General features: G+C 64.8%; 20 protein-coding genes. 13 read left to right on the top strand and 7 right to left on the bottom strand.

The window, feature by feature from the left end; translation table 11 throughout:
• Window position 1: 1 nt before the first annotated feature.
• The 3 genes from AC0L3S_RS20440 (at window position 2) to AC0L3S_RS20430 (ending at window position 2,796) form a co-directional block, all read left to right on the top strand.
• Entirely contained in the window at window positions 2-970 is a 969-nt protein-coding gene (locus AC0L3S_RS20440) for a branched-chain amino acid ABC transporter permease (protein ID WP_007609238.1), read from the top strand.
• Window positions 971-1,128: 158 nt separating this feature from the next.
• The gene (locus AC0L3S_RS20435; protein WP_007609240.1) at window positions 1,129-1,773 is read left to right on the top strand and encodes a DUF47 domain-containing protein; all 645 of its coding nucleotides are present in this window, start codon (window positions 1,129-1,131) and stop codon (window positions 1,771-1,773) included.
• Window positions 1,774-1,788: 15 nt separating this feature from the next.
• Window positions 1,789-2,796, top strand: coding sequence for an anion permease (locus AC0L3S_RS20430; RefSeq protein WP_473257276.1), 1,008 nt, complete (start codon window positions 1,789-1,791; stop codon window positions 2,794-2,796).
• Here the strand turns inward: AC0L3S_RS20430 and sugE are convergent.
• A complete protein-coding gene (sugE, locus tag AC0L3S_RS20425; protein WP_204510973.1) occupies window positions 2,789-3,103 on the bottom strand; it encodes a quaternary ammonium compound efflux SMR transporter SugE in 315 nt (104 codons plus the stop codon). The genes AC0L3S_RS20430 and sugE overlap by 8 nt on opposite strands.
• A 169-nt stretch (window positions 3,104-3,272) precedes the next feature.
• Between sugE and AC0L3S_RS20420 the strand changes: the two genes are divergently transcribed.
• The 8 genes from AC0L3S_RS20420 (at window position 3,273) to AC0L3S_RS20385 (ending at window position 12,163) form a co-directional block, all read left to right on the top strand.
• The gene (locus tag AC0L3S_RS20420; protein WP_473280885.1) at window positions 3,273-4,892 is read left to right on the top strand and encodes a peptide chain release factor 3; all 1,620 of its coding nucleotides are present in this window, start codon (window positions 3,273-3,275) and stop codon (window positions 4,890-4,892) included.
• A gap of 234 nt (window positions 4,893-5,126) precedes the next feature.
• Window positions 5,127-5,705, top strand: a complete 579-nt coding sequence (locus AC0L3S_RS20415; protein ID WP_473280987.1) for a hypothetical protein — start codon at window positions 5,127-5,129, stop codon at window positions 5,703-5,705.
• Between the two features lie 70 nt (window positions 5,706-5,775).
• Complete coding sequence (locus AC0L3S_RS20410; protein WP_473280883.1) at window positions 5,776-6,360, top strand: NnrU family protein; 585 nt, start codon at window positions 5,776-5,778, stop codon at window positions 6,358-6,360.
• A 72-nt stretch (window positions 6,361-6,432) separates the two neighbouring features.
• Window positions 6,433-8,025, top strand: coding sequence for a class I adenylate-forming enzyme family protein (locus AC0L3S_RS20405; RefSeq protein ID WP_473280881.1), 1,593 nt, complete (start codon window positions 6,433-6,435; stop codon window positions 8,023-8,025).
• Window positions 8,026-8,194: 169 nt separating this feature from the next.
• Entirely contained in the window at window positions 8,195-8,848 is a 654-nt protein-coding gene (locus tag AC0L3S_RS20400) for a tetratricopeptide repeat protein (RefSeq protein ID WP_247360562.1), read from the top strand.
• A gap of 26 nt (window positions 8,849-8,874) precedes the next feature.
• A complete protein-coding gene (locus tag AC0L3S_RS20395; RefSeq protein WP_473280879.1) occupies window positions 8,875-9,426 on the top strand; it encodes a hypothetical protein in 552 nt (183 codons plus the stop codon).
• 104 nt (window positions 9,427-9,530) lie between these two features.
• A complete protein-coding gene (gene der / locus AC0L3S_RS20390; protein WP_027569641.1) occupies window positions 9,531-10,913 on the top strand; it encodes a ribosome biogenesis GTPase Der in 1,383 nt (460 codons plus the stop codon).
• Complete coding sequence (locus AC0L3S_RS20385; RefSeq protein ID WP_473280877.1) at window positions 10,910-12,163, top strand: TCR/Tet family MFS transporter; 1,254 nt, start codon at window positions 10,910-10,912, stop codon at window positions 12,161-12,163. The genes der and AC0L3S_RS20385 overlap by 4 nt, the downstream gene beginning before the upstream one ends.
• 120 nt (window positions 12,164-12,283) lie before the next feature.
• On the opposite strand, the gene AC0L3S_RS20380 is transcribed toward AC0L3S_RS20385, so the two are convergent.
• The 6 genes from AC0L3S_RS20380 to radA all read right to left on the bottom strand — a co-directional run bounded on the left by AC0L3S_RS20380 (window position 12,284) and on the right by radA (window position 19,586).
• Window positions 12,284-13,510: an ABC transporter substrate-binding protein gene (locus AC0L3S_RS20380; RefSeq protein ID WP_007609280.1), complete on the bottom strand. Its 1,227-nt coding sequence runs from the start codon at window positions 13,508-13,510 to the stop codon at window positions 12,284-12,286.
• 169 nt (window positions 13,511-13,679) lie between these two features.
• Entirely contained in the window at window positions 13,680-14,828 is a 1,149-nt protein-coding gene (locus AC0L3S_RS20375) for an NHL repeat-containing protein (protein WP_473280875.1), read from the bottom strand.
• Window positions 14,829-14,906: 78 nt separating this feature from the next.
• Window positions 14,907-15,647 carry an SDR family NAD(P)-dependent oxidoreductase gene (locus tag AC0L3S_RS20370; protein WP_473253481.1) on the bottom strand — a complete coding sequence of 247 codons (741 nt, stop codon included), beginning with the start codon at window positions 15,645-15,647 and terminating at the stop codon, window positions 14,907-14,909.
• A 163-nt stretch (window positions 15,648-15,810) separates the two neighbouring features.
• Complete coding sequence (gene purF / locus AC0L3S_RS20365; RefSeq protein ID WP_219683207.1) at window positions 15,811-17,316, bottom strand: amidophosphoribosyltransferase; 1,506 nt, start codon at window positions 17,314-17,316, stop codon at window positions 15,811-15,813.
• A 28-nt stretch (window positions 17,317-17,344) separates the two neighbouring features.
• Window positions 17,345-17,974 (bottom strand): CvpA family protein, encoded by a 630-nt coding sequence (locus AC0L3S_RS20360; protein WP_007592055.1) that lies wholly within the window; start codon window positions 17,972-17,974, stop codon window positions 17,345-17,347.
• 166 nt (window positions 17,975-18,140) lie between these two features.
• Window positions 18,141-19,586, bottom strand: coding sequence for a DNA repair protein RadA (gene radA / locus AC0L3S_RS20355; protein ID WP_473257257.1), 1,446 nt, complete (start codon window positions 19,584-19,586; stop codon window positions 18,141-18,143).
• A 221-nt stretch (window positions 19,587-19,807) separates the two neighbouring features.
• Between radA and AC0L3S_RS20350 the strand changes: the two genes are divergently transcribed.
• Together AC0L3S_RS20350 and AC0L3S_RS20345 are read left to right on the top strand one after the other, a co-directional pair.
• Window positions 19,808-20,962, top strand: a complete 1,155-nt coding sequence (locus AC0L3S_RS20350) for an ABC transporter substrate-binding protein (RefSeq protein ID WP_473280873.1) — start codon at window positions 19,808-19,810, stop codon at window positions 20,960-20,962.
• A complete protein-coding gene (locus tag AC0L3S_RS20345; RefSeq protein WP_473280871.1) occupies window positions 20,962-23,031 on the top strand; it encodes a putative bifunctional diguanylate cyclase/phosphodiesterase in 2,070 nt (689 codons plus the stop codon). The genes AC0L3S_RS20350 and AC0L3S_RS20345 overlap by 1 nt, the downstream gene beginning before the upstream one ends.
• Window positions 23,032-23,033 lie beyond the last annotated feature (2 nt).

Below are 23,033 nucleotides of genomic sequence, written 5' to 3'. Positions count from 1 at the left end.
TATGACAGCCTTGACGGACGACACGCTGCCGGTAACCCCGCGCTCGATCCGCGATGAGATGATCGTGTTCGTGGTGATGGCGCTGCTGCTGGCTTCGGTGCCATTCACGGGGGTCTACCCGTTCTTCGTGATGCAGGCGCTGTGCTTCGCGCTGCTCGCCTGCGCCTTCAATCTCCTGATCGGCTACGGCGGTCTACTGTCCTTCGGCCATGCGATGTTCTTAGGGACGGCCGGCTATTGCAGCGCGCACGCGCTGAAGGTCTGGGCGCTGCCGCCCGAACTCGGCATCCTCGTCGGCGTCGCCGGTGCCTTCGTGCTCTCGCTCATCACGGGCTATATCTCGATCCGCCGCCAGGGCATCTATTTCTCGATGATCACGCTGGCGCTATCGCAGCTTTTGTACTTCATCTACCTCCAGGCGCCGTTCACCCATGGTGAAGACGGCATCCAGGGCATCCCGCAGGGACGCATGTTCGGCGTCTTCGATCTGACCAAGCCGACCGTGCTCTACTACGTGGTTCTGGTCGGCTTCCTCGCCGGCTTCCTGCTGATCTTCCGCATCATCAACTCACCGTTCGGCGAAGTCCTCAAGGCGATCCGCGAGAACGAGCCGCGCGCGATCTCGCTGGGTTACCGCACCGATCAGTACAAATTCCTGGCTTTCGTCCTCTCGGGCACGCTGGCCGGCTTTGCCGGTGCGCTGAAAGTCTTCGTGGCGCAGAATGCCTCGCTCACCGACGTGCACTGGTCGATGTCGGGCGAAGTCGTGCTGATGACGCTGGTCGGCGGACTCGGAACCGTGTTCGGTCCCGTGGTTGGTGCCTTCGTGATCATCGCCATGCAGCAATATTTGGCGGGGTTCGGCCAGTGGGTGACCGTGATCCAGGGCTCGATCTTCGTGATCTGCGTGCTCACCTTCCGCCGTGGCGTCATCGGCGAAATCGCGCATTACTTCCGGCGATCGCTGTAAGTCATTGATATAATGGAAGATGGGTTGATGCGCGAAAGCGGTGGATGATCCGGCTCCACGGGCGTGAGGTGGCACGCGCGTGGATCGAAAATGGTCTATGACAGTTTCATGACGGCCCGCCTGGGCCGGGCCATCATCCAACCGGTAGTTTCTCTCCCATGATGCGATTGTTTCGCGCTTTCCTGCCCAAGGAAGAACGGTTCTTCGACCTGTTCGACCGCCACGCCCAGACCGTGATCCAGGGCTCGATCGCGCTCCAGAGCATGCTCAACGGGGGCGAGGAGACGCCGGTCTATTGCCAGCGCGTCAACCAGTTTGAGAACGATGCGGACAACATCACTCGTGAGGTGCTGACGGCGGTGCGCCGTACCTTCATCACCCCGTTCGACCGCGGCGACATCAAGAACCTGATCACCTCGATGGACGACGCCATCGACCAGATGCAACAGACCGCCAAGGCCGTGATGCTGTTCGAGGTCCGCAGCTTCGAACCGCCGATGCGGGAGATCGGCGGGCTTTTGATCGAATGCGCCAATCTGGTCGGCCGTGCGCTGCCGCTGATGCAGAAGATCGGTCAGAACGTGGCCATGCTGACTGCGATCACGGAAGAACTGGGCAAGCTGGAAGGCCGTGTCGACGATCTCCATGATATCGGGCTGAAGGAACTGTTCCTCAAGCATCGCGACGGCAACGCGATGGATTTCATCGTCGGCGCGGAGATCTACGACCATCTCGAGAAAGTCGCCGACCGTTTCGACGACGTCGCGAACGAGATCAACAGCATCGTCATCGAGCAAGTTTAGGGCAGGGGCCACGCCGTGGATGTTGCGTTGGGTCTTCCCGTCCTGGTCGGATTGATCGCCGTCGCGCTGCTGTTCGACTTCCTGAACGGCCTGCACGACGCCGCCAATTCGATTGCGACCATCGTCTCGACCCGCGTGCTGCGGCCGCAATACGCGGTGTTCTGGGCCGCGTTCTTCAATTTCGTCGCCTTCATGGTGTTCGGGCTGCACGTCGCGCAGACCATCGGCACCGGCATCATCGATCCCGCGATCGTGGATGCTCAGGTGATTTTCGCTGCGCTCGTCGGCGCCATCGTCTGGAACTTGGTGACATGGGCACTCGGGATCCCATCGTCCTCGTCTCACGCATTGATCGGCGGCTTGTTTGGTGCAGGCGTAGCCAAAGCCGGCCTTTCGGCGGCGGTCTGGAGCGGATTGTCCAAAACGGTGATCGCCATCGTGCTGTCTCCGCTCGTCGGCTTCCTGCTCGCGATGATGCTGGTTGCGATCGTCTCCTGGGCATCGGTGCGCTCCACGCCCTTTGCCGTGGATCGCGCCTTCCGCATCCTGCAATTCGCCTCCGCCTCGCTCTATTCGCTCGGCCATGGCGGCAACGACGCGCAGAAGACCATGGGCATCATCGCCGTGCTGCTCTATTCGCAGGGCCAGCTCGGCGGCGAATTCTTCGTCCCCTTCTGGGTGGTGCTCTCGTGCCAGGCCGCGATGGCGATGGGGACGCTGATGGGCGGCTGGCGCATCGTTCGGACCATGGGCCTGCGCATCACCAAGCTGACCCCGATGCAGGGCTTTTGCGCCGAGACCGGCGGTGCCGCGACCCTGTTCATGGCGACCTTCCTCGGCGTTCCCGTCTCGACCACCCACACCATCACCGGCGCCATCGTCGGCGTCGGCGCCGCACGCCGCCTCTCGGCGGTGCGCTGGAACGTCGCCAGCTCGATCGTCTATGCCTGGGTGATCACGATGCCGGCCTCGGCCATCGTCGCCGCGCTGAGCTGGTGGGCGGTCAAGATCTTCCTCAGGTAACCAGCTTCAGTCCGACGATCCCGGCGACGATCAGCCCAATGCTGGCGAGGCGGAACGCGGTGGCCGGCTCGCCGAACAGGATGATGCCGAGTGTCGCGGTACCGACCGCGCCGATGCCGGTCCAGACTGCATAAGCGGTTCCAATCGGGAGCGATTTGAGGGCGAGCCCGAGCAGGATGATGCTGCCGGCCATGGCGCCAAGCGTGAGGACCGACGGAACGAGCTTGGTGAATCCCTCAGTGTATTTGAGGCCGATCGCCCAGGAGACCTCAAGCAGACCGGCGACGAACAGGATGCTCCAGGCCATGACGACCCTCCATTCAAGGCAGGGTCGTCCCCGCGACTGGCGTGCTGATGGGAAGGGAGGGCCGTCCCTCCCAACCTGATCCCAAGCCGGATATGGGGCTGGCCGGAAGGCTCTGCAATCACCAAATGAGGCTTGATCAGGCTCATTTTCCCTGCCAAACGCTGCCGCAATGTCCGACATCGCCATCACAGCCGAATCGACGGCCCGTTCCTCGCTTGCCGCTGAAGTGTCGCGGCGGCGGACCTTTGCCATCATCTCGCATCCGGACGCCGGCAAGACCACGCTGACCGAAAAGCTGCTGCTGTTCGGTGGCGCCATCAATCTGGCCGGCCAGGTGAAGGCCAAGGGCGAGCGGCGCAACACGCGTTCGGACTGGATGAAGATCGAGCGCGAGCGCGGCATCTCGGTCGTGACCTCGGTCATGACCTTCGAGTTCGAGGGCCTCGTTTTCAACCTGCTGGACACGCCGGGCCACGAGGACTTTTCGGAAGACACCTACCGCACGCTCACGGCGGTCGATTCCGCCGTCATGGTGATCGACGCCGCCAAGGGCATCGAGGCGCGCACTCGAAAGCTGTTCGAGGTGTGTCGTCTTCGCGACATCCCGATCATCACCTTCATCAACAAGATGGACCGCGAGAGCCGCGACGTCTTCGAGCTCCTGGACGAGATCGAGAAGACGCTGGCGCTCGATACCACGCCGATGACCTGGCCCGTCGGGCGCGGCCGTGAGTTCCTCGGCACCTATGACGTCGTCAATGGCGGCGTGCGCCTGCTCGAAGGCGGCGGCGCCAAGACCGGCGCGGCGCAGCAGATCGAGATCGCCGAGCTCGCCAAGCTCAATGCCAATCTCGACGTGTCGGCGGTCAAGGACGAGCTCGAGCTCGTCACCGCGGCTTCAAAACCGTTCGAACTCGAAGCGTTTCGCGAGGGTCATCTGACGCCGGTTTATTTCGGCAGCGCGCTTCGCAATTTCGGCGTCGGCGACCTGCTGCAAGGACTCGGCAAGTTCGCGCCGGAGCCGCGCGCGCAGGAGAGCGACCAGCGCAAGGTCGAAGCCACCGACCCGCGCATGAGCGCCTTCGTGTTCAAGATCCAGGCCAACATGGATCCCAACCACCGCGACCGCATCGCCTTTGCGCGGCTGTGCTCCGGCAAGCTGAGCCGCGGCATGAAGGCGAAGCTCGTGCGCACCGGCAAGAGCATGCCGCTGTCCAGCCCGCAATTCTTCTTCGCGCAGGATCGTTCGGTTGCGGACGAAGCCTATGCCGGCGACGTCGTCGGCATTCCCAACCACGGCACGCTGCGGATCGGCGATACGCTGACCGATGGTGAGGATTTCAACTTCGTGGGCGTGCCGAGCTTCGCGCCGGAAATCGTCCGCCGCGTGCGTCTCACCGATGCGATGAAGGCGAAGAAGCTGAAGGAAGCGCTTCAGCAGATGTCGGAAGAGGGTGTCGTGCAGGTGTTCCGCCCGCGCGACGGCGCGCCCGCGCTGGTCGGCGTCGTCGGCGCACTCCAGCTCGACGTGCTCAAGGCGCGGCTGGATGCGGAATATTCCCTGCCGGTCGAATTCGAGGTCAGCGAGTTCCAGCTTGCGCGCTGGGTCTCCTCGGAGGACCGCAAGAAGCTCGATACCTTCATCGCTGCCAACACCTCGAGCATCGCCGATGATGTCGACGGCGATCCCGTCTATCTGGCGCGAAACGAGTTCTATCTCGGCTACACAAGGGAACGGGCCGAAGGCATCGAGTTCACCAACGTCAAGGACGTGAAGAAGAAGGGGTAGGGTGTGGCTTCGCCCGCGCTGTAGCTACTCCCCCTCCGCTGTCATGCCCCGCGAAGGCGGGGCATCCAGTACGCCGCAGCCTCTCGCCTCAATCACAAACGTCTCGGAGTACTGGGTCGTCCGGTCAAGCCGGACGACGACACCGTCCTTGGACGCGCGCATGTGAACAGCGGCAGGCTTGACGTTGCCGACGGCAATGCCACGTTCACCCATGTGGCCTTGCGAGTTCGCTTCATGTGGCGCGGCATCCTTGTTTTCCTCCTGCTGGCGATCTCGACGATCGCCGCCGACGCGCGGCCCCGGCAAATCAACCCGATTCCGTTTTCGCATGAGCCGTGCAGCGTGCTCGACGGCAGGCCCTGCACGCCATCCTATTGCAGCCCGCTCGAGCCTGGTCCCTGTATTCCCGAGATCGACTATCCCTACGGCCAGAACCTCCAGCTCACGATCCAAAGCGTGCCAGCGGAGGCCGATCGTGCCAAATACCAAAAGCCGGATCACGATCTCGATACGATCGGCGATCTCTTCGCCGAACTGCGCACCTGCTGGTCGCCACCATCGGACAATGCGCGCGCGGGCATGCAGATGGCCGTGCGCTTCAGTTTCAACAAATCGGGCGGCCTGATCGGCCCACCGCGCCTGACCTTTGCGACCGCGGGCGTGCCCGCCGAGACGAAAACGACCTATCTCAATGCAATCAATTCATCGTTGAACGCCTGCCTGCCGCTGAAATTCACCGGCGGTCTTGGCGGTGCCCTCGCCGGGCGGCCGATCGCGATCCGGTATGTCGACAATCGCGAGATCGGCAAGTAGCGCATCAGTTGCGACCGGCGGCCAATCGATGATACGCCATGGGCTGGGCGCTGGTTGAGGGGAGAATCTCGTGGGTCTGCTGGTTATGATCCTGGGGCTTGCGCTGTTTTTCACGGCGCATGTGTTCACGACGAAACGCGAGGCGCGCGCGCAGGCCATCGCGAGACTGGGCGAGGGGACCTACAAAATCCTCTATTCGCTTGCCTCGCTCGCGGGGCTCGCGTTGATCATCTGGGGCTTTGCCCACTACCGTGCGACCGGCTGGATCGACGTCTGGTATCCGCCGAAGGCGCTGAAGCACATCACGCTCGCGCTGATGCTGCCCGCGGTGATCCTGGTGGTTGCGTCCTATCTGCGCGGTCGCATCTATGCGACGCTGAAGCATCCGATGCTGGCCGGCATCAAGCTGTGGGCGGCGGCGCATCTTCTGGCCAATGGTGACCTCGGCTCCATCATCCTGTTCGGCTCCTTCCTGGGCTGGGCGGTGTATGATCGCATCACGCTGAAGCGTCGCACCGATGGTGGCGGTCCGCCGATTCCAGTGGGCGGCGTCACCAACGATCTGATCGCGGTTGCGGTCGGAATCGTCGCTTATCTGGCACTGGCTTTTGCGTTCCATCCGGTCGTGATTGGTGTTCCCGTGATGGGCGGCTAGCCGATCAGCACGAGACAGGGCCGCATGCCCATGCGCGGAAGGTAACAAGAGCAACAAGCCAAGGGCATCCCGATGGACTGGTCGCAATCTCAGATCCCGCCGATGCGGTTCGAGGCGCGTTTCGGCGATCGGGTCGTGCCGGCATTTTGCGATCGGCCGTCGAGCCTGTGGGCGATGATCGCGGACGCCTGCGCCCGCAATCCCGACGGGGAAGCGCTGATCTCAGGCCATGTCCGGCTGAGCTGGCGGCAGGCCGCGGAGCAGGCTGCGCGGATCGCGGCGGGATTTCGCACGCTCGGATTGCAGCGCGGCGATCGCGTCGCGATCCTGCTCGGCAACCGCGTCGAATTCCCGCTGCTGCTGTTTGCTGCCGCGCATGAGGGGCTCGTCACGGTGCTGCTCAGCACGCGCCAGCAGAAACCGGAAATCGCCTATGTGCTCGCCGACTGCGGCGCCAAAATCCTGATCCACGAGGCGGCACTCGCGGAGCGGCTACCGGATGCACTAGACGTGCCCGATGTGATGCACCGTATCGCCGTCGACGACGATCCGGCTCTGTCGGATTTCGCGGTGCTCGTCGACAACGCGCCGGCCCCGGCGCCGGTCGAGACGAGCGAAGAGGACACCGCGATGATCCTCTACACCTCCGGCACGACAGGCAAGCCGAAGGGCGCGATGCTGGCCCATTGCAACATCGTCCATTCCTCGATGATCTTCGTGTCCTGCCTGCAATTGACGGCGGCCGACCGTTCGATCGCGGCGGTGCCGCTCGGCCACGTCACCGGCGTCGTCGCCAACATCACGACGATGGTCTGCTGCGGCGGCGCGTTGATCATCATGCCGGAGTTCAAGGCCGCCGAATATCTCAAGCTCGCCGCGCGCGAGCGCGTCACCTACACGGTGATGGTGCCGGCGATGTACAATCTCTGCCTGCTCCAGCCCGATTTCGAGCGCTATGATCTGTCGAGCTGGCGCATCGGCGGCTTTGGCGGCGCACCGATGCCGGTTGCCACCATCGAGAAGCTCAAGGCCATCATTCCGGGCCTCGAGCTGGCGAATTGCTATGGCGCGACCGAAACAACGTCGCCGTCCACGATCATGCCGGGCAGCTTGACGGCAAGCCATATCGACAGCGTCGGCCTGCCGTGTCCCGGTGCACGCATCCTGGCAATGGACGCGGACGGGCGTGAGCTGCCATCTGGGGAAATCGGCGAGCTCTGGATCCAGAGTGCCTCCGTCATCAAGGGCTACTGGAACAATTCAAAAGCCACGGCCGAAAGTTTCACCAGCGGGTTCTGGCATTCCGGCGATCTCGGCTCGGTCGACGCGGAGGGATTTGTCCGGGTGTTCGACCGGCAGAAGGACATGATCAATCGCGGCGGCCTCAAGATCTATTCGGCCGAGGTCGAATCCGTGCTGGCCGGCCACCCGGCCGTGGTCGAGAGCGCGATCGTCGCCAAGACGTGCCCGGTGCTGGGCGAACGCGTTCACGCCGTGGTGGTGGCGCGCGCACCGGTGGACAGCGAGGCTTTGCGTGCCTGGTGCGCGGAGCGGCTGTCCGACTACAAGGTCCCGGAAACCATGGTGATCACCGCGGAGCCCTTGCCGCGCAACGCCAACGGCAAGGTGCTGAAGCGGCAGCTGCGGGAGCTGTTGGGAAACTGACCCGGGGAGGTGGTCTCGCCGGGCTGTCTCGGGTGGTTAACGCCTTGATCGGGCTCGCTTTGCCTTGCCACCGCCATATCGTTAGGGTACCCCGCCGCCACGTGGGGGACGGGATTCCTGACGCGAACGCTTTGGCGCGCGCACCCGGACGGGCATGGGATTAGCATAAGTGTCTGAATTATTTGACGAAGTCGACGAGGAAGTACGTCGCGAACAGCTCAAGAAGCTGTGGGACAAGTATTCGATTTTGTTCATCGCCCTGATGGTGCTGATCGTCGCCGCCGTGGGTGGGTGGCGCGCTTACCAGTATGTGGAGGCCAAGAAGGCTGCCGAGGCCGGTGCTGCCTTCGAGAAGGCTGCCGAGCTGTCCGAGCAGGACAAGCATGCGGAGGCCGAGGCGGCCTTCACCGAGCTCGCAGCCAAGGCTCCATCAGGCTATCGCACCCTGGCGCGGCTGCGTGCTGCGGCCGAGGCGGCGGCCCGCGATCCCAAGGCAGGCGCCAAGCTGTATGACGACATCGCCGCCGACCGCAGCGTAGGCGGCGAGTGGCAGGATCTGGCAAAGATCCGCGCCGCTGGTCTCTTGCTCGACAGCGCCGGCTATGCCGACATGCAGCAGCGGCTGGAAGCCTCCACGGCGCCCAAATCGACCTTCCGTCATACCGCCCGCGAGATGCTGGCGCTGTCGGCCTGGCGCAATAACGACATGACCGCGGCCCGCAAATGGCTCGACGCGATTGCCGAGGACGGCGAAACGCCGCCGGGCCTGCGCTCGCGCGCCGAGGCGCTGCAGGCCTTGCTGCCGCCCGTAGCGAAGAGCTGAGCCGAGAGCTGAGACGAGATACCAATATGCGCCGTACGCCACGCTTGATCGCAGCCGCCGTCCTGATCGCCTTCACGGGCGTGCTGGGCGGTTGCTCCAGCTTCGATCCGAGCGACATGCTCGACTTCCTCGATACGAAGAAGAAGCTGCCGGGCGACCGCAAGCCGGTGTTCCCGGAAGGCGTGCCGGGCCTCGAGCAGGGCGTTCCGAAGGATATGTACAAGGGCGCGCAGCAACAGCCCGATCCGAACGGACCCGCCGTCGCGGCTCTGCCCACCGAGCCTCCGCCCGAGCCGGCCAAGCCGGCGAAGGGGGCCAAGGCGAAAAAGACCAGGCAGCCGGCCAGCGCGGCCGTTGCGCCGGCTGAGGCGCCCGCCGGCGAAGTCGATGGCGAGGCCCAGCCCGAGGCCGCGCCGCCCGCAGCCACGCCGCCACCCAGGCAGAAGATCGTGCGCAAGCGCACCACCGCGCCGCCGCCCGATCAGCCTGTCCAGCAGGCGCAACCGACCCAGACCACCCAGCAGCAATCGCAGGGCGCCTTCCCGGCACCGATGCCGAGCGGCAGCTTCTCGCGCTAGAGCATGATCCGGAAAAGTGTGAAGCGGTTTTCCGAAAAGATCATGCTCAAACAATTGTCTTCATTTCATTGACAGGCGCGGCTCCGGCAGCGCACGAATGACCCATGTCCTTTAAGATTGCCATTATCGGCCGGCCCAATGTCGGCAAGTCGACGCTGTTCAACCGTCTGGTCGGGCAGAAGCTCGCGCTTGTCGATGATCTGCCCGGTGTCACCCGCGACCGCCGCGAGGGCGAGGCCAGGCTCGGCGATCTCGACTTCACGATCATCGACACTGCCGGCCTCGATGAGGGCGCCAAGGGCTCGCTGACCGCTCGCATGCAGGAGCAGACGGAGGCCGCGATCGCACAGGCCGACGCGCTGTTCTTCGTGATCGATGCCCGCATGGGCCTCACGCCCAACGATCGCGCCTTCGCCGATTTCGCCCGCAAGGCCAACAAGCCGGTGCTGCTGGTCGCCAACAAGAGCGAAGGCAAGCATGGCGATGCCGGCGCGATGGAGGCTTTCGCACTCGGCCTCGGCGATCCCATCCAGATCTCGGCCGAGCACGGCGAGGGCATGGGCGAGCTCTATGATGCTCTGCGCCCATTGATGCCGGAGCCGGTGGAGGAGGACGAGTTCGAAGATGACGAGCCGCTGACGGAGGAAGAGGCCGCCACGCGTCCGATCCGGGTCGCGATTGTCGGCCGACCCAACGCCGGCAAGTCGACGATGATCAATCATCTGCTCGGCGAAGAGCGCCTGCTGACGAGCCCGGAGGCCGGCACTACGCGCGATTCCATCGCGGTCGAGATCAACTGGAAGGGCCGCGAGTTTCGCGTGTTCGACACCGCAGGTCTGCGCCGGCGCTCGCGGATCGAGGAGAAGCTCGAGAAGCTCTCGGTCGCCGACGCACTGCGCGCCGTGCGCTTTGCCGAAGTCGTCGTGATGATGATGGATGCGCAGAACCGCTTCGAGGAGCAGGATCTTCGCATCGCCGACCTGATCGAGCGCGAGGGTCGCGCCGTCGTGCTCGCTGTCAACAAATGGGACCTGATGGAGAGCAAGGGTGGCGGTGCGATCTCGAACCTGCGCCGCGATGCCGATCATCTGCTGCCGCAGATCAAGGGCGTGCCGATCGTCGCCGTCTCCGGCTTGATGGGCGAGGGCATTGACCGATTGATGCAGGCGATCCAGGATGCCTATGCGCTTTGGAACAGGCGTGTGTCGACCGCGGCGCTGAACCGCTGGTTCGAGGAGGCGGTGCAGGCGAATCCGCCGCCGGCCGTGTCCGGACGACGGCTGAAGCTGAATTACATCACGCAGACCAAGGCCCGCCCGCCGAGCTTCGTGCTGTTCTGCTCGCGTGCGGACGCGGTGCCGCAGTCCTATCTGCGCTACCTCACCAATTCGCTGCGTGAGGCCTTCGAGCTGCCCGGCACGCCGGTGCGTATCACCCTGCGCGAGAAGGCCAATCCGTTCGCCCACAAGCGCAAGCGGCCGTCGTGAGCAACGAGGCCGGCGAGGCGATGGCGCAGGGCGCAGCGCCGGTCCGGCGCGGCGCGGTCGCCTTCATCTTCGTCACCATCCTGCTCGACATGCTCGCGCTCGGCGTGATCATGCCGATCCTGCCAAAACTGATCGAGAGCTTCGTCGACAACGACACGGCGCATGCGGCCCGCATCTTCGGCCTGTTCGGCACCGCCTGGGCGCTGATGCAGTTCGTGTTTTCGCCGGTGCTCGGCGCGCTGTCGGATCGGTTCGGACGGCGGCCGGTGGTGCTGCTGTCGAATTTCGGGCTCGCGGCCGATTATGTGCTGATGGCGCTGGCGCCGTCGCTGGTCTGGTTGTTCGTCGGCCGCGTCATCTCAGGCATCACCTCGGCCAGCATCTCGACCGCCTTTGCCTATATCGCCGACATCACGCCGCCGGAGCGGCGCGCTGCGGTGTTCGGCCGGATTGGCGCGGCGTTCGGCGCCGGCTTCGTGCTGGGCCCGGCGCTGGGCGGACTGCTCGGCGATATCGATCCGCGCCTGCCGTTCTGGGCCTCGGCGGCCTTAAGCTTCGCCAATGCGCTCTATGGGCTCTTTGTCCTGCCGGAATCGCTGGCGCCGGACAAGCGCGCGCCGTTCCGCTGGAGGAGCGCCAATCCGCTCGGAGCGCTCCGCCTGCTGCGTTCCAACGCGGTCCTCGCTGCGCTGTCTGTCGTCAACTTCATCGCGCAGGTCGCGCATGTCGTGCTTCCCTCGACCTTCGTGCTCTATGCCACCTATCGCTACGGCTGGGATTCGAAAACGGTGGGGTTGACGCTGGCGATGGTCGGCATCTGCGCCATGGTGGTGCAGGGGCTCGCGATCGGGCCGATCGTGCGCGTGCTCGGCGAGCGAAACGCCTTGTTGATGGGCTTGTGCTGTGGCGCGATCGGCTTCGTGATCTTCGGCGCGGCCCCGACCGGGCCGCTGTTCTGGATCGGCATTCCCGTGATGTCGCTGTGGGGCATTTCGGGCGCCGCCATGCAATCGCTGATGACGCGGCTGGTCGCGCCCGATCAGCAGGGCCAGTTGCAGGGCGCGACCGCGAGCGTGCAGAGCGTGTCGCAGCTCGTCGGCCCGTTCCTGTTCACGCTGACGTTTTCATATTTCATCGGCGCCAGCGCGCCGTGGCAGCTGCCCGGCGCGCCGTTCCTGCTCGCGGCGGTGCTGATGGTGGCGTGCGTGGCGATCGCGGTGCGGGCGCTGGGCGCGGCGAAGAGCGCCTGACGTGTCCGTCGTGGCCGGGCTTGTCCCCGGCGATCCACGTCCTTTGTCCGGGCTCAAAACGTGGATGCCCGGGACAAGCCCGGGCATGACGTCGTTGGGAACTTGCCTGAGCGCTACGCCTTACTTCTTCACCAGCGGGCACTCGCTGTCCTTGAGCGGCTTGGCCGCGTCTTCCGCCGCGATCGTGGCGATCTGCTTGTAGTAGTCCCACGGTCCCTTCGATTCTTCGGGCTTCTTCACCTCGAACAGATAGGCCGGGATGAGACGACGCCCGTCCGCGCGCAGCGGACCCTTGCCGAACAGCGGATCGTCGGTCGGAAGCTCCTTCATCTTGGCGACGACCTTGGCACCGTCATGCGGGTTGCCGCCGAGCGCGTCCATCGCCTTGAGATAATGCAGCACCATCGCGTAATTGCCGGCCTGCGTCATGGAGGGCATCGCATTCTTGTTGGCCAGCGCCGAGAAGCGCTTCGACCAGGCGCGGGTCTGGTCGTTCATGTCCCAGTAGAAGGATTCCGTGAAGGTCAGCCCCTGGGCGGTCTTCAGACCCAGAGAATGCACGTCATTGATGAACAGCAGCAGTGCCGCGAGCTTCTGCCCGCCCTGTACAATGCCGAACTCGGCGGCCTGCTTGATCGCGTTGGTGGTGTCGCCGCCGGCGTTGGCGAGACCGACGATCTTCGCTTTCGACGACTGGGCCTGCAGCAGGAAGGAGGAGAAGTCGGCCGTGTTGAGCGGATGCTTGACGCCTCCGAGCACCTTGCCGCCGTTGGCGGTGACGACGGCGCTGGTATCGCGCTCCAACGCATGCCCGAACGCGTAGTCGGCGGTGAGGAAGAACCAGCTGTCGCCGCCGGCCTTGGTCAACGCCTTGCCGGTACCGTTGGCGAGCATGTAGGTGTCGTAGGTATAGGAGATCGTGTTCGGTGTGCAGGCCTTACCCGTGAGGTCCGCGGTGGCGGCGCCCGAATTGAGCAGGACCGCATTCTTCTCCTTGACGAGGTTGCTCACCGCGAGCGCCACGCCGGAGCTCGGCGTGTCCGCAATCGCGTCGACCTTGTCGTTGTCGATCCACTGACGGGCAATGTTGACGCCGACGTCCGGCTTGTTCTGATGGTCGCCGCTGATGACGTCGATCTTCCAGCCCTTCTTGAGCAGGCCGGAATCCTCGACCGCCATCTTGATCGCGACCACGGAGTTCGGGCCGCCGATGTCGGCGTAGAGGCTGGACATGTCGTTGAGCACGCCGATCTTGACGGTCTTGTCCTGGGCGAAGGCGGATGTGGCAAAACCGAAGGCGGCACAGGCCAGAAGGGCCGCAGAGCGGCGCGCGAACGTCGTCGTCATAAAAGATTTCCTCCATTGTCAAACATGCGGACGGCTCTCTTGAACGGAGCCTTGTTCCGGCTGATGGCTCTACCGTGTCCCACGGCCGGCGGCAATGCGCCTAAAGCCGGATGACGCTGCGTCGCAGCGTCATCCCTCCGTTAACTTTTGGACAAAATGCGTCGAGACGCTATTTCAGCGCGTCCGATGTCAGCTTGAATTTCTGGATGCGCTTTCCGGTGTCGACCTCGGCGGTATAGACGTTACCATTGGCGTCGATCGCCATGGCATGCACCCAGTGGAATTGTCCGGCGTTGCGGCCGCTGTGCCCAAAGCTTCCGACCACGCTGCCGTCGTCTCGCCTGATGACCCTGATCTCGTTGTTCTCGCCGTCAGCGCTGAGCAGCCAGGTCTGCTTCGGATCGGGCCAGATCGCGATGTCCCACACGGCGCCGTTGCCGAGCGTGTTCTTCTCGAAGAAGAACTCCTTCACGAAGGTGCCGTCTGTCTTGAAGACCTGGATGCGGTTGTTGATGCGGTCGCAGACGTAGACGAGCCCGTCATTGGCGAGCTTCACGCAATGGACCGGATTGCCGAACTGCTGGGACACCGGCGCCTTGGGATCGTACGCCGCCTGCTTGGTGTCGTCGGGCTTGTTGCCGTAGGCGCCCCAGTGCCGCTTGTAGGCGAGCGTGGTCGCGTCGAACACGATGACGCGGCGGTTGCCATAGCCGTCGGCGACGTAGATTTCGTTGGCGGCCTTGTCGATCGCGGTCTCGGCGGGCTTGCCGAGCTGCGCCGTGACGTTGCTGCCGAGGCTCGGCGCGATCTTGCCGATCTGGGCGACGAACTTGCCGTCGAGCGTGAATTTCAGGATCGCGTTGTCGTTGTCGGCATTGCCGCCGACCCAGACGAAGCCGCGCTCGTCGACCTCGATGCCGTGCTCGCGGCCGACCCATTCATAGCCTTCGCCCGCGCCGCCCCACGATCGCAGCAGATTGCCGTCGCTGTCGAATTCGAGCACGGGCGGTGCCGAGACGCAGCATTTCGAACGCGGCGGGGTGAGGCTCGCGCCTTTCTCGTCGTCGGTGAGCGAGCGCGGCCGATGGATCACCCAGATGTGGCCCTGCCAGTCGACGGTGATGCCGCCGACCTGGCCGAGGATCCAGTTGTTCGGCAACGGCTTTGGCCAGGACGCATCGACCGCGAAGGTCGGGACATCGCCGGCGGTCGCCGTGCCCGGAAGCGCAAACGCGACGGCCGCGATCAGGACAGAGAGGACGCGAGAGACATTTGCGAGCGCATGCGTAGAGCCTGCGCGATTCCGCCATGGCGCCATGGCAACCTCCCTTTTTTGGCCTGCAGCTTGCTGCCGCTTGAGCGCGGGCAGTCAATCGCGGGGAGGCCGTCGAGTCAATCAGGCCGGCGAGCGGAAGCTCATCAGGCTGCGGGTCTTGTAGTCGTAGAACTTGCCGGTCTCGGTCCAATCGGGTGCGCACATCGGCACGATGAATTCGGCAACCTGCTCGGCTGTATCGAGCGTCGCCGGATCCTCACCCGGCATCAGCGTGGCGCGCATGCGGGTGCGGACGGGGCCGGGATTGAACAAATTGACGCGCAGCTTGGTGTTCGCGGTCTCCTGCGCCCAGGCGCGCGCCAGCGTCTCCAGCGCCGCCTTGGAGGCGGCGTAGGGGCTGACATAGGCGGTCGCCTTGTTGGCCGCGCCGGAAGTGACGAACACAGCGCGGCCGGCGTCGGACTGCTTCAGCAGCGGCTCCATGCAGCGGATCAGCTGGAAGTTCGCGGAGACGTTGACCGCCATCACGTCGGTGAAGGCCTTCAGCTCGATGTGGCCGATCGGCGAGGAGGGGCCGAGCACGCCGGCATTGCCGACCAGGATGTCGAGCTTGCCGTAGCGTTCGTGCAGGCCGGCGCCGAGCCGCGCGATGCCGTCGGAATCGGTGAGGTTGAGCGGCACCAGCGTGGCGGTGCCGCCGTCCTTGCGGATCTCGTCGTCGAGCTCTTCCAGCCCGCCCTGCGTGCGCGCCACGGCGACGATATGCGCGCCGGCCTTGGCCAGCGCCTTGGCGGTGGCGAAGCCGATGCCACGCGAGGCGCCGGTGACGAGAGCGATGCGGTTGGCGAGGGGATTTGTCATTGAAAGGTTCTATCCAGCGTCGTCCTGGCGAAAGCCAGGATCCATACGCCGTGACGTTTATGGCTAGGGAAGATGATTGTCACACCTTCTTCGAACCAGAGAGGACTGTGGTAATGGGTCCTGGCCCCCGTGCGCAATTGCGCACTAGGCCAGGGAGACGGCCTCAGCTCGCCTCCGCCAGCAGCGACAATTGCCGCGGCTGCTGCTCGGTCTGGGTCTGGTCGGTGAGGTGGGTCGGATAGGCCCCGGTGAAGCAATGATCCGAGAATTTCGGATTGGCGGGGTCGCGGCCCGGCTCGCCCATGGCGCGGTACATGCCGTCGATCGACAGGAAGGCGAGCGAGTCGGCGCCGATGATCTCGCGCATCTCTTCGAGCGAATGCGTCGCCGCAAGAAGACCACCGCGGTCCGGCAGGTCGATGCCGTAATAGTCGGGATAGAGGATCGGCGGCGAGGCAAGGCGGAAGTGCACTTCCTTGGCGCCGGCATCGCGCATCATGCGCACGATCTTCTTCGAGGTGGTTCCGCGCACCAGTGAATCGTCGATCAGGATGATGCGCTTGCCTTCGATCGCGGCGCGGTTGGCCGAATGCTTCATGCGGACGCCGGATTCGCGGATCGCCTGCGTCGGCTGGATGAAGGTGCGGCCGACATAGTGGTTGCGGATGATGCCGAGCTCGAACGGCACGCCGGAATGCTGGCTGTAGCCGACCGCGGCGGGCACGCCGGAATCCGGCACCGGCACCACGACGTCGACCGGCACGTGGCTCTCCTTGGCGAGCTGCGCGCCGAAAGCCTTGCGCACCTCATAGACGGAGCGGCCGTGGACGATGGAATCTGGACGTGAGAAGTAGATGTATTCGAAGATGCAGGGCCGCGGCGCAATCGGTGGGAACGGCTTGTGAATGTCCTGGCCGCTCTCGTCGAACACGATGACTTCACCGGGTTCGATGTCGCGCACGAAGCGCGCGCCGATGATGTCGAGGGCGCAGGTCTCGGACGTCAGGATCGGACAGCCGTCGAGATCGCCAAGCACCAGCGGACGGATGCCGCGCGGGTCGCGCGCGCCGACCAGCTTTTTGTTGGTCAGCGAGACCAGCGCATAGGCGCCCTCGATCTCGCGTAGCGCGTCGACATAGCGCTCAATGAAGCGGCTGCGCCTGGAGCGCGCGACCAAATGCAGGATCACTTCGGTGTCGGTGGTCGACTGCATCATCGCGCCGCTCTTCACGAGCTCGCGGCGCAATGTCAGGCCGTTGGTGAGATTGCCGTTGTGGGCGACAGCAAGGCCGCCGGCATTCAGTTCGGCGAACAGCGGCTGCACGTTGCGCAGGATGGTGGCGCCGGTGGTGGAATAGCGGACATGGCCGACTGCCATTGTGCCGGGGAGGCGGTCGATCACCTCGCGGCGGGAGAAGGTGTCACCGACGAGGCCGAGGCGGCGTTCGGAATGAAAGCGACCGCCGTCATAGGAGACGATGCCGGCTGCTTCCTGACCACGGTGCTGAAGGGCGTGGAGGCCGAGCGCCGTGATGGCGGCGGCATTGGGGTGGCCGTAGATGCCGAAGACGCCGCATTCCTCGCGCAGCGTATCCCCCTCCAGATCGTCTTGAAGTTCCAGCGCGGCCGGGCCGAGATCAAGTAGGGCGTCCTGGTCAGGATTTCGCATCTCGTCCGAGCCTCTCGTTAGGGCTTAATCATCGCGCCGCGGGTTTCTCGATCAGCTTTTTAAGGCTGTCACGAGCCGGTTTGCTGTATCCGTCGCCACTGCCCGAAGGCTGCTGCTCGGAATCAGTTTGCTCTTCATCTGGTTTGTTTTTCTTGAATCTCTTCAAGATGGTGTTCTCGGGGTCGTCAGGCAAGAGGGCCATCAGCCAATCCCCGGTTCCCTGCAGCACCACGCGGGATTTGGCCCCTGTGACCCAATCCGGGCGCTGCTTGTCGGGCACCAGCCAGGTGAAGAACAGGAAGGCGACCACGACGATCAAAAGCCCGCGCGCCAACCCGAACAGAAAGCCGAGGGTGCGGTCCAGCGCGCCGATGCGCGAATCCAGGATCATGTCGGAGATCCGGACTGTGATCACGGAGACCACGACCAAGGTGCCCACGAACACGCCGGCGACCACGACCACGCTCGCGACGGTGTCGTTGTTGAAATAGGTCTTTGCGGTCGGCAGCAGCTTCGAGAACGAATAGAGGGTGACGATCGCCGCCGTGCCCCAGGCCGCGATCGACAGGATTTCGCGCATGAAGCCGCGAACCATGGCGAGCAGGCCCGAAATCAGCATCACACCGAGCAGGATCAGGTCGAGGATGGTTACTGGCATCGGCTGGTCTGGTCCGCTCGTACTTCAAGGTGCTCAGCGAATCGGTGTTTGGCCGCCCGCCCTAAGTGAGGGCCAGACGACGTTCCCGGCAAGGCCGCAACCACGCAATCCCATGCTGCTTTTGTGACGGCTGTATAGCGGCGGGGGCGGGGGACGTCACCACCGGCTAACCCTCTCCACGGCGGAATCTTGCCGGTGTGGCATTTTTCTCTGCCGGAGCGCTCGAGTCGCCCCGCCGGGAGCCGCGCGCGGCGATCTCGGCGACCAGCGTCGTCAGGCTGTTGATCGCGTTCAGCGACAGGCCGGCGTCGCCGCCGGCTTCGCCCCGGGCCGATTCGGGCAGCACGGCACGCAGAAAGCCGAGTTTTGCCGCTTCTTTCAGCCGGGCCGGGGTCTGCGCCACCGGGCGCACCACGCCGGACAGCGAGATCTCGCCGAAATAGACCGCATCGGTGGGTAACTGCGCATTAACCAGGGAGGACACCAGCGCCGCCGCGGCGGCCAGATCAGCCGCGGGCTCGTGGATGCGCAGGCCGCCGGCGACGTTCAGATAGACGTCGTGGCCGGACAGCTTGACCCCGCAATGGGCTTCCAGCACCGCCAGCACCATCGAAAGCCGGCTCGGATCCCAGCCGACCACGGCCCGTCGCGGGGTGCCGAGCGAGGTCGGCGCCACCAGCGCCTGCAATTCGACCAGAACGGGCCTTGTGCCTTCGATGCCCGCGAAGACTGCGGTGCCGGGCGTGCCGAGATCGCGCTCCGACAAAAACAGCTCGGAGGGATTGGTGACTTCGCGCAGGCCAAGCCCGGTCATCTCGAACACGCCGATCTCGTCGGTCGGCCCGAAACGATTCTTCACGGCACGCAGGATGCGGAATTGCTGCGAGCCTTCGCCCTCGAACGACAGCACCGCATCGACCATGTGCTCGACCACACGAGGGCCTGCGATCTGGCCGTCCTTGGTGACATGGCCGACCAGGATGATGGCCGCGCCGGTCCTTTTGGCAAAACGGATCAGGGCCTGCGCCGAAGCGCGCACCTGCGTCACGGTGCCGGGTGCCGATTCCACCGTGTCGGTCCACATGGTCTGGATCGAATCGATCACGATCAGCCGGGGCACCGCGCCCTCGGACAGCGTCGAGACGATGTCCTCGACCGACGTTTCGGCTGCGAGCTGCACCGGCGCGTCCGACAGCCCGAGCCGCTCGGCGCGCAACCGCACCTGCGCGACCGCCTCTTCGCCGGAGATATAGACGACGCGGTGCCCGGCGCGCGCGAGCAGGCTTGTGGCCTGCGTCAGCAGCGTCGACTTGCCGATGCCGGGATCGCCGCCGACCAGAAGCACCGAGCCGCGGACAAAGCCGCCGCCGGTCACGCGGTCGAGCTCGGTCATGCCCGAGGACAGGCGCGGGGCGTCCTGGGTTTTTCCGGACAGGCTCTCCAGCGCGAACGTCCGCCCCTTGCGCTTGGAGCGGATCGACACCGGCACGCTGCCGGTCGTGTCCTCCTCCGCGAGCGTATTCCACTCGCCGCAGGACTCGCACTTGCCCTGCCAGCGGTTATAGGCCGCGCCGCAGTTCTGGCAGACGAAGGAAAGTGTGTTCTTGGCCATGAGGACAGCGAGCGCCCGGGGACAGCGAGTCGAGGGTTTCAGGTTTGCTGATAGCACGGAATGACGGGTCAAGAGAGTGAGTCCGGGCGCACCTCGAATATCGCAATTCGGTACGCCGGATACACCCTTTGTTAGCTGTATGCCGCCGCAACGGGCCGGACTTTGCCAAATGTTAGCGGACGCGGGTCCAGCTTCGGAACCAATACGGGATGGCGAAACGAATGACGGGACTTTTGCGGATATTGCTTGCTGTGGGGGTCGTCTGCGGCTTTCTCATGCCGCCTGGCGCTAGTGCGGCCGACGCGAAGCGTCTCAACGTCGTCTTCGTCAACCCGGGCAAGACCGGCGAGGTCTATTGGGACATGGTTTCGCTGACCATGCAGGCCGCCGGCCGCAAGCTCGGCGCGCATGTCGAGGTGCTGACCAGCAAGCGCAATTACCGCACCATGCAGGAGCTCGGGTTCGGCGTGGTGGCACGCAGCGACAAGCCCGACTTCCTAATTCTCTCGAATGAGGAATCCGCAGCCGTCCCGATCATGGAGGCGGCCGAGGCCGCCGGGGTCAGGACGCTGCTGCTCTCGAACACGCTGATCGGCGACGATGCGGCGCGTCTTGGACCGCCGCGCCAAAAACTCAAGACCTGGCTTGGCGACATCACGACGGATCTTCAGACCGCGGGCGCGCGGATGGCCAATGCCCTTATCGACGCGGCGCGTGCCGAGAAATGGCAGAGCCCGGACGGCAAGATCCACATTCTCGGCATCGGTGGCGACGAGATCACGCCGGCCTCGATCGCGCGCAACGCGGGTCTCAAGCTCGCGGTGGACGCCGCGCCCGACGTCGTGGTGGATCGGATGCTGTTCGCCAACTGGACGCAGTCGGAGGCCGAGCATGTCACCACGAATTATCTGAGCTGGGCCGCGCGCAAGGAGATCCGGCCTGCGGGCATATGGGCCGGAAACGATCCGATGGCGCTGGGAGCGCTTCGCGCGGTGAGCGCTGCCGGCCTCACGCCCGGGCGGAACATCCAGCTGGTCGGCCTCAACTGGTCGGAGGATGCGCTGCGCGAGATCAAGGCGGGCCGCCTGCTCCTGACCGACGGCGGGCATTTCCTGCTCGGCGGCTGGTCGATCGTTCTCTTGCGCGATTACGCCGACGGCTGCGATTTCGCGGCCGTATCACCCCGCGTCGAGGTCAAGACCTCCGCGATCACGCGCGACAACCTCGCTGCGGTCGGCGACCTCATCACGACGCGCGCCTTCGACCGGATCGATTTCGCGCGGTTCAAGGCCAAAACAGGGCACTGCGGCCAGTACGACTTCTCCGTCGATGCGCTCATCTCGTCGCTGACCCCTGTGGAAGGCGCTGCCGACTGATGCGAAACGGTGACGATATGACCGGTCCGGATCGCAGGCAGCAGGTGGCGCCGCCGCGCTTGCGCTCGGTCGTCCGCGCAATGATCTGGGCCACCGTACCTGTTCTGCTGCTGGTACAATTGCTCGCCTCCGCCGGCGTCGAGGCCTCGAGCTTCTGGTCGCAGATCAGGCAGCTCGACGCCCGCATTGCCCGCGTCGCCGAGAGCCGCGCCGAACTGATCGCCGAACCGCTCTGGAAGATGCGTTACGACCAGGTCACGAGCGTGCTCAACGAGATCATGCACGACGAGAGCATCGCCGCGGCGGCCGTTTACGACGATACCGGAATCGCGATTGCCCGCGTGGTGGCGCGCCCGGCGGGACAGGCGGTCGCGGAGATCTCGCGTCCGATCAACTACAGCAACGGCAACATGGCAGTCCAGGCCGGCCGCATCGCGATCGTATATTCGCAAGCGGCGCTCTACGCAGACACGGGCAGCCGGCTGGTGCTGCTGCTGGTCGTCGGCCTGTTGGCAACGTTTGCGACCCTGATCGCCATGCGGATCTCCGCCAACCTCTTCATCGGCAGGCCGCTGGCGGCGATGATGTCCGCGATCCAGCGCAGCAAGCAGGACGGCCGCGCCTATCCGGCGGAAGTCAAATCCTCGAACGAGTTCGGTCAGCTCGCCCATGCATTCAATGCCATGCAGCACACGACGTCGGGTGCGCTCGACCGACTCGGGCACATGGCCGCGCACGATCCGCTCACGGGGCTGCCCAATCGCCGCTCGCTCTCCGAGCACCTCGTGACCCTGAGTCACGATGCCGGCTCGCCGGACGCGCTGATCGCGCTCTGCTTCATCGATCTCGACGACTTCAAGGGCATCAACGACACTTTTGGCCATGATTCCGGCGACAAGTTCCTGGTGCACATTTCCGAGCGCCTCCGTGGTGCGGTCGAACCGCAAGATTGGGTGGCCCGGCTCGGCGGCGATGAATTCGTCGTCATTCGCCCCGAGGTCAGCAACGAGGAGACCGCGCAGAAGTTTTCGCGCCACTTGCTGGATGCGATTTCCGAGCCGATCCGGCTTCACGACAAGCAGGTGGTGCCGCGTGCCAGTATCGGCCTTGCCGTGCGCCGTGCCGGAGATCCCGAGCTTTCGCACCTGCCGGCGCTCGCCGACATCGCGCTCTACCATGCCAAGAGCAAGGCGCCCGGCACGGTCGCGGTGCTCGACGAAGCGCTTCAACGCGACTATCGCCGCCGCCGGGAGCTCGAACTTGCCATTCCCACAGGCTTCGACGAGAGGCAATTCGAGGTCTGGTATCAAAGCCAGGTCGATCTCGAAAGCCACGACATCGTCGGCCTGGAAGCGCTGATCCGCTGGCGCCATCCGGAGCATGGCGTGATCGGCCCGGGCGAATTCTTGCCGCTGATCGAGCGCAGCGGCAACAATGCGCGGCTGACGCGCTATGTGCTCACCGACGCCTGCCGCGCGCTGCAACATCTGGCTGCGGCCGGCAGGCCGCATATCCGGATCGCGATCAATCTGCCGCCGTCCGAGCTCGCCGACCATTCGTTCGCCGCCGAGCTGCGGGCGACCTGCGCGCGCTTCGACGTCGCAGCATCATTGCTGGAACTCGAGATCACCGAGGGATCGCTGATCAACAACATGGCCAGCGCATCCGAGACGCTGCACCGCCTGCGGCGCCTGGGTGCCACCATCGCGCTCGACGATTTCGGCACTGGCTACAGCTCGCTCGCCCATCTCAGGCGGTTTCCGCTGGACAAGGTCAAGATCGACAAGGCCTTCATCAGCGAGATCCCCGATAGTGCGGAAGACAAGGCGATTGTTGGCGTCATTGCATCGCTCGCCGGTACGCTGGGCCTCACTTTGGTGGCGGAAGGCATCGAGCGCGCCGAGCAGGCCCAGGCCATGCGCGAGATGGGCGTGAGGTTCGGGCAGGGCTTTCTCTATCATCGGCCGCAGCCACTCGAGGCCGTGTTGCTATGGCTCGAGGGACGGCGGGCTCACCAGAGCCGCGTCATCGAGGATAGCCCGTCGATCGCGCCCGAGTTTGCGGTCTGAGC

This window comes from Bradyrhizobium sp. Ken01 (assembly GCF_055807355.1).
The sequence above is the reverse complement of the archived record's forward strand: the minus strand, read 5'-3'. Positions and strand labels throughout refer to the sequence as shown.

Excerpts from the sequence above, each read along its gene's own strand:
- AC0L3S_RS20435 (WP_007609240.1), top strand. The coding sequence starts at position 1,129 with ATGATGCGATTGTTTCGCGCTTTCCTGCCCAAGGAAGAACGGTTCTTC.
- AC0L3S_RS20405 (WP_473280881.1), top strand. The coding sequence starts at position 6,433 with ATGGACTGGTCGCAATCTCAGATCCCGCCGATGCGGTTCGAGGCGCGT.
- AC0L3S_RS20415 (WP_473280987.1), top strand. The coding sequence starts at position 5,127 with ATGTGGCGCGGCATCCTTGTTTTCCTCCTGCTGGCGATCTCGACGATC.
- sugE (WP_204510973.1), bottom strand. The coding sequence starts at position 3,103 with ATGGCCTGGAGCATCCTGTTCGTCGCCGGTCTGCTTGAGGTCTCCTGG.
- AC0L3S_RS20360 (WP_007592055.1), bottom strand. The coding sequence starts at position 17,974 with ATGCCAGTAACCATCCTCGACCTGATCCTGCTCGGTGTGATGCTGATT.
- AC0L3S_RS20350 (WP_473280873.1), top strand. The coding sequence starts at position 19,808 with ATGACGGGACTTTTGCGGATATTGCTTGCTGTGGGGGTCGTCTGCGGC.
- AC0L3S_RS20375 (WP_473280875.1), bottom strand. The coding sequence starts at position 14,828 with ATGGCGCCATGGCGGAATCGCGCAGGCTCTACGCATGCGCTCGCAAAT.
- AC0L3S_RS20395 (WP_473280879.1), top strand. The coding sequence starts at position 8,875 with ATGCGCCGTACGCCACGCTTGATCGCAGCCGCCGTCCTGATCGCCTTC.
- der (WP_027569641.1), top strand. The coding sequence starts at position 9,531 with ATGTCCTTTAAGATTGCCATTATCGGCCGGCCCAATGTCGGCAAGTCG.
- AC0L3S_RS20345 (WP_473280871.1), top strand. The coding sequence starts at position 20,962 with ATGCGAAACGGTGACGATATGACCGGTCCGGATCGCAGGCAGCAGGTG.
- AC0L3S_RS20370 (WP_473253481.1), bottom strand. The coding sequence starts at position 15,647 with ATGACAAATCCCCTCGCCAACCGCATCGCTCTCGTCACCGGCGCCTCG.
- radA (WP_473257257.1), bottom strand. The coding sequence starts at position 19,586 with ATGGCCAAGAACACACTTTCCTTCGTCTGCCAGAACTGCGGCGCGGCC.
- purF (WP_219683207.1), bottom strand. The coding sequence starts at position 17,316 with ATGCGAAATCCTGACCAGGACGCCCTACTTGATCTCGGCCCGGCCGCG.
- AC0L3S_RS20420 (WP_473280885.1), top strand. The coding sequence starts at position 3,273 with ATGTCCGACATCGCCATCACAGCCGAATCGACGGCCCGTTCCTCGCTT.
- AC0L3S_RS20440 (WP_007609238.1), top strand. The coding sequence starts at position 2 with ATGACAGCCTTGACGGACGACACGCTGCCGGTAACCCCGCGCTCGATC.
- AC0L3S_RS20380 (WP_007609280.1), bottom strand. The coding sequence starts at position 13,510 with ATGACGACGACGTTCGCGCGCCGCTCTGCGGCCCTTCTGGCCTGTGCC.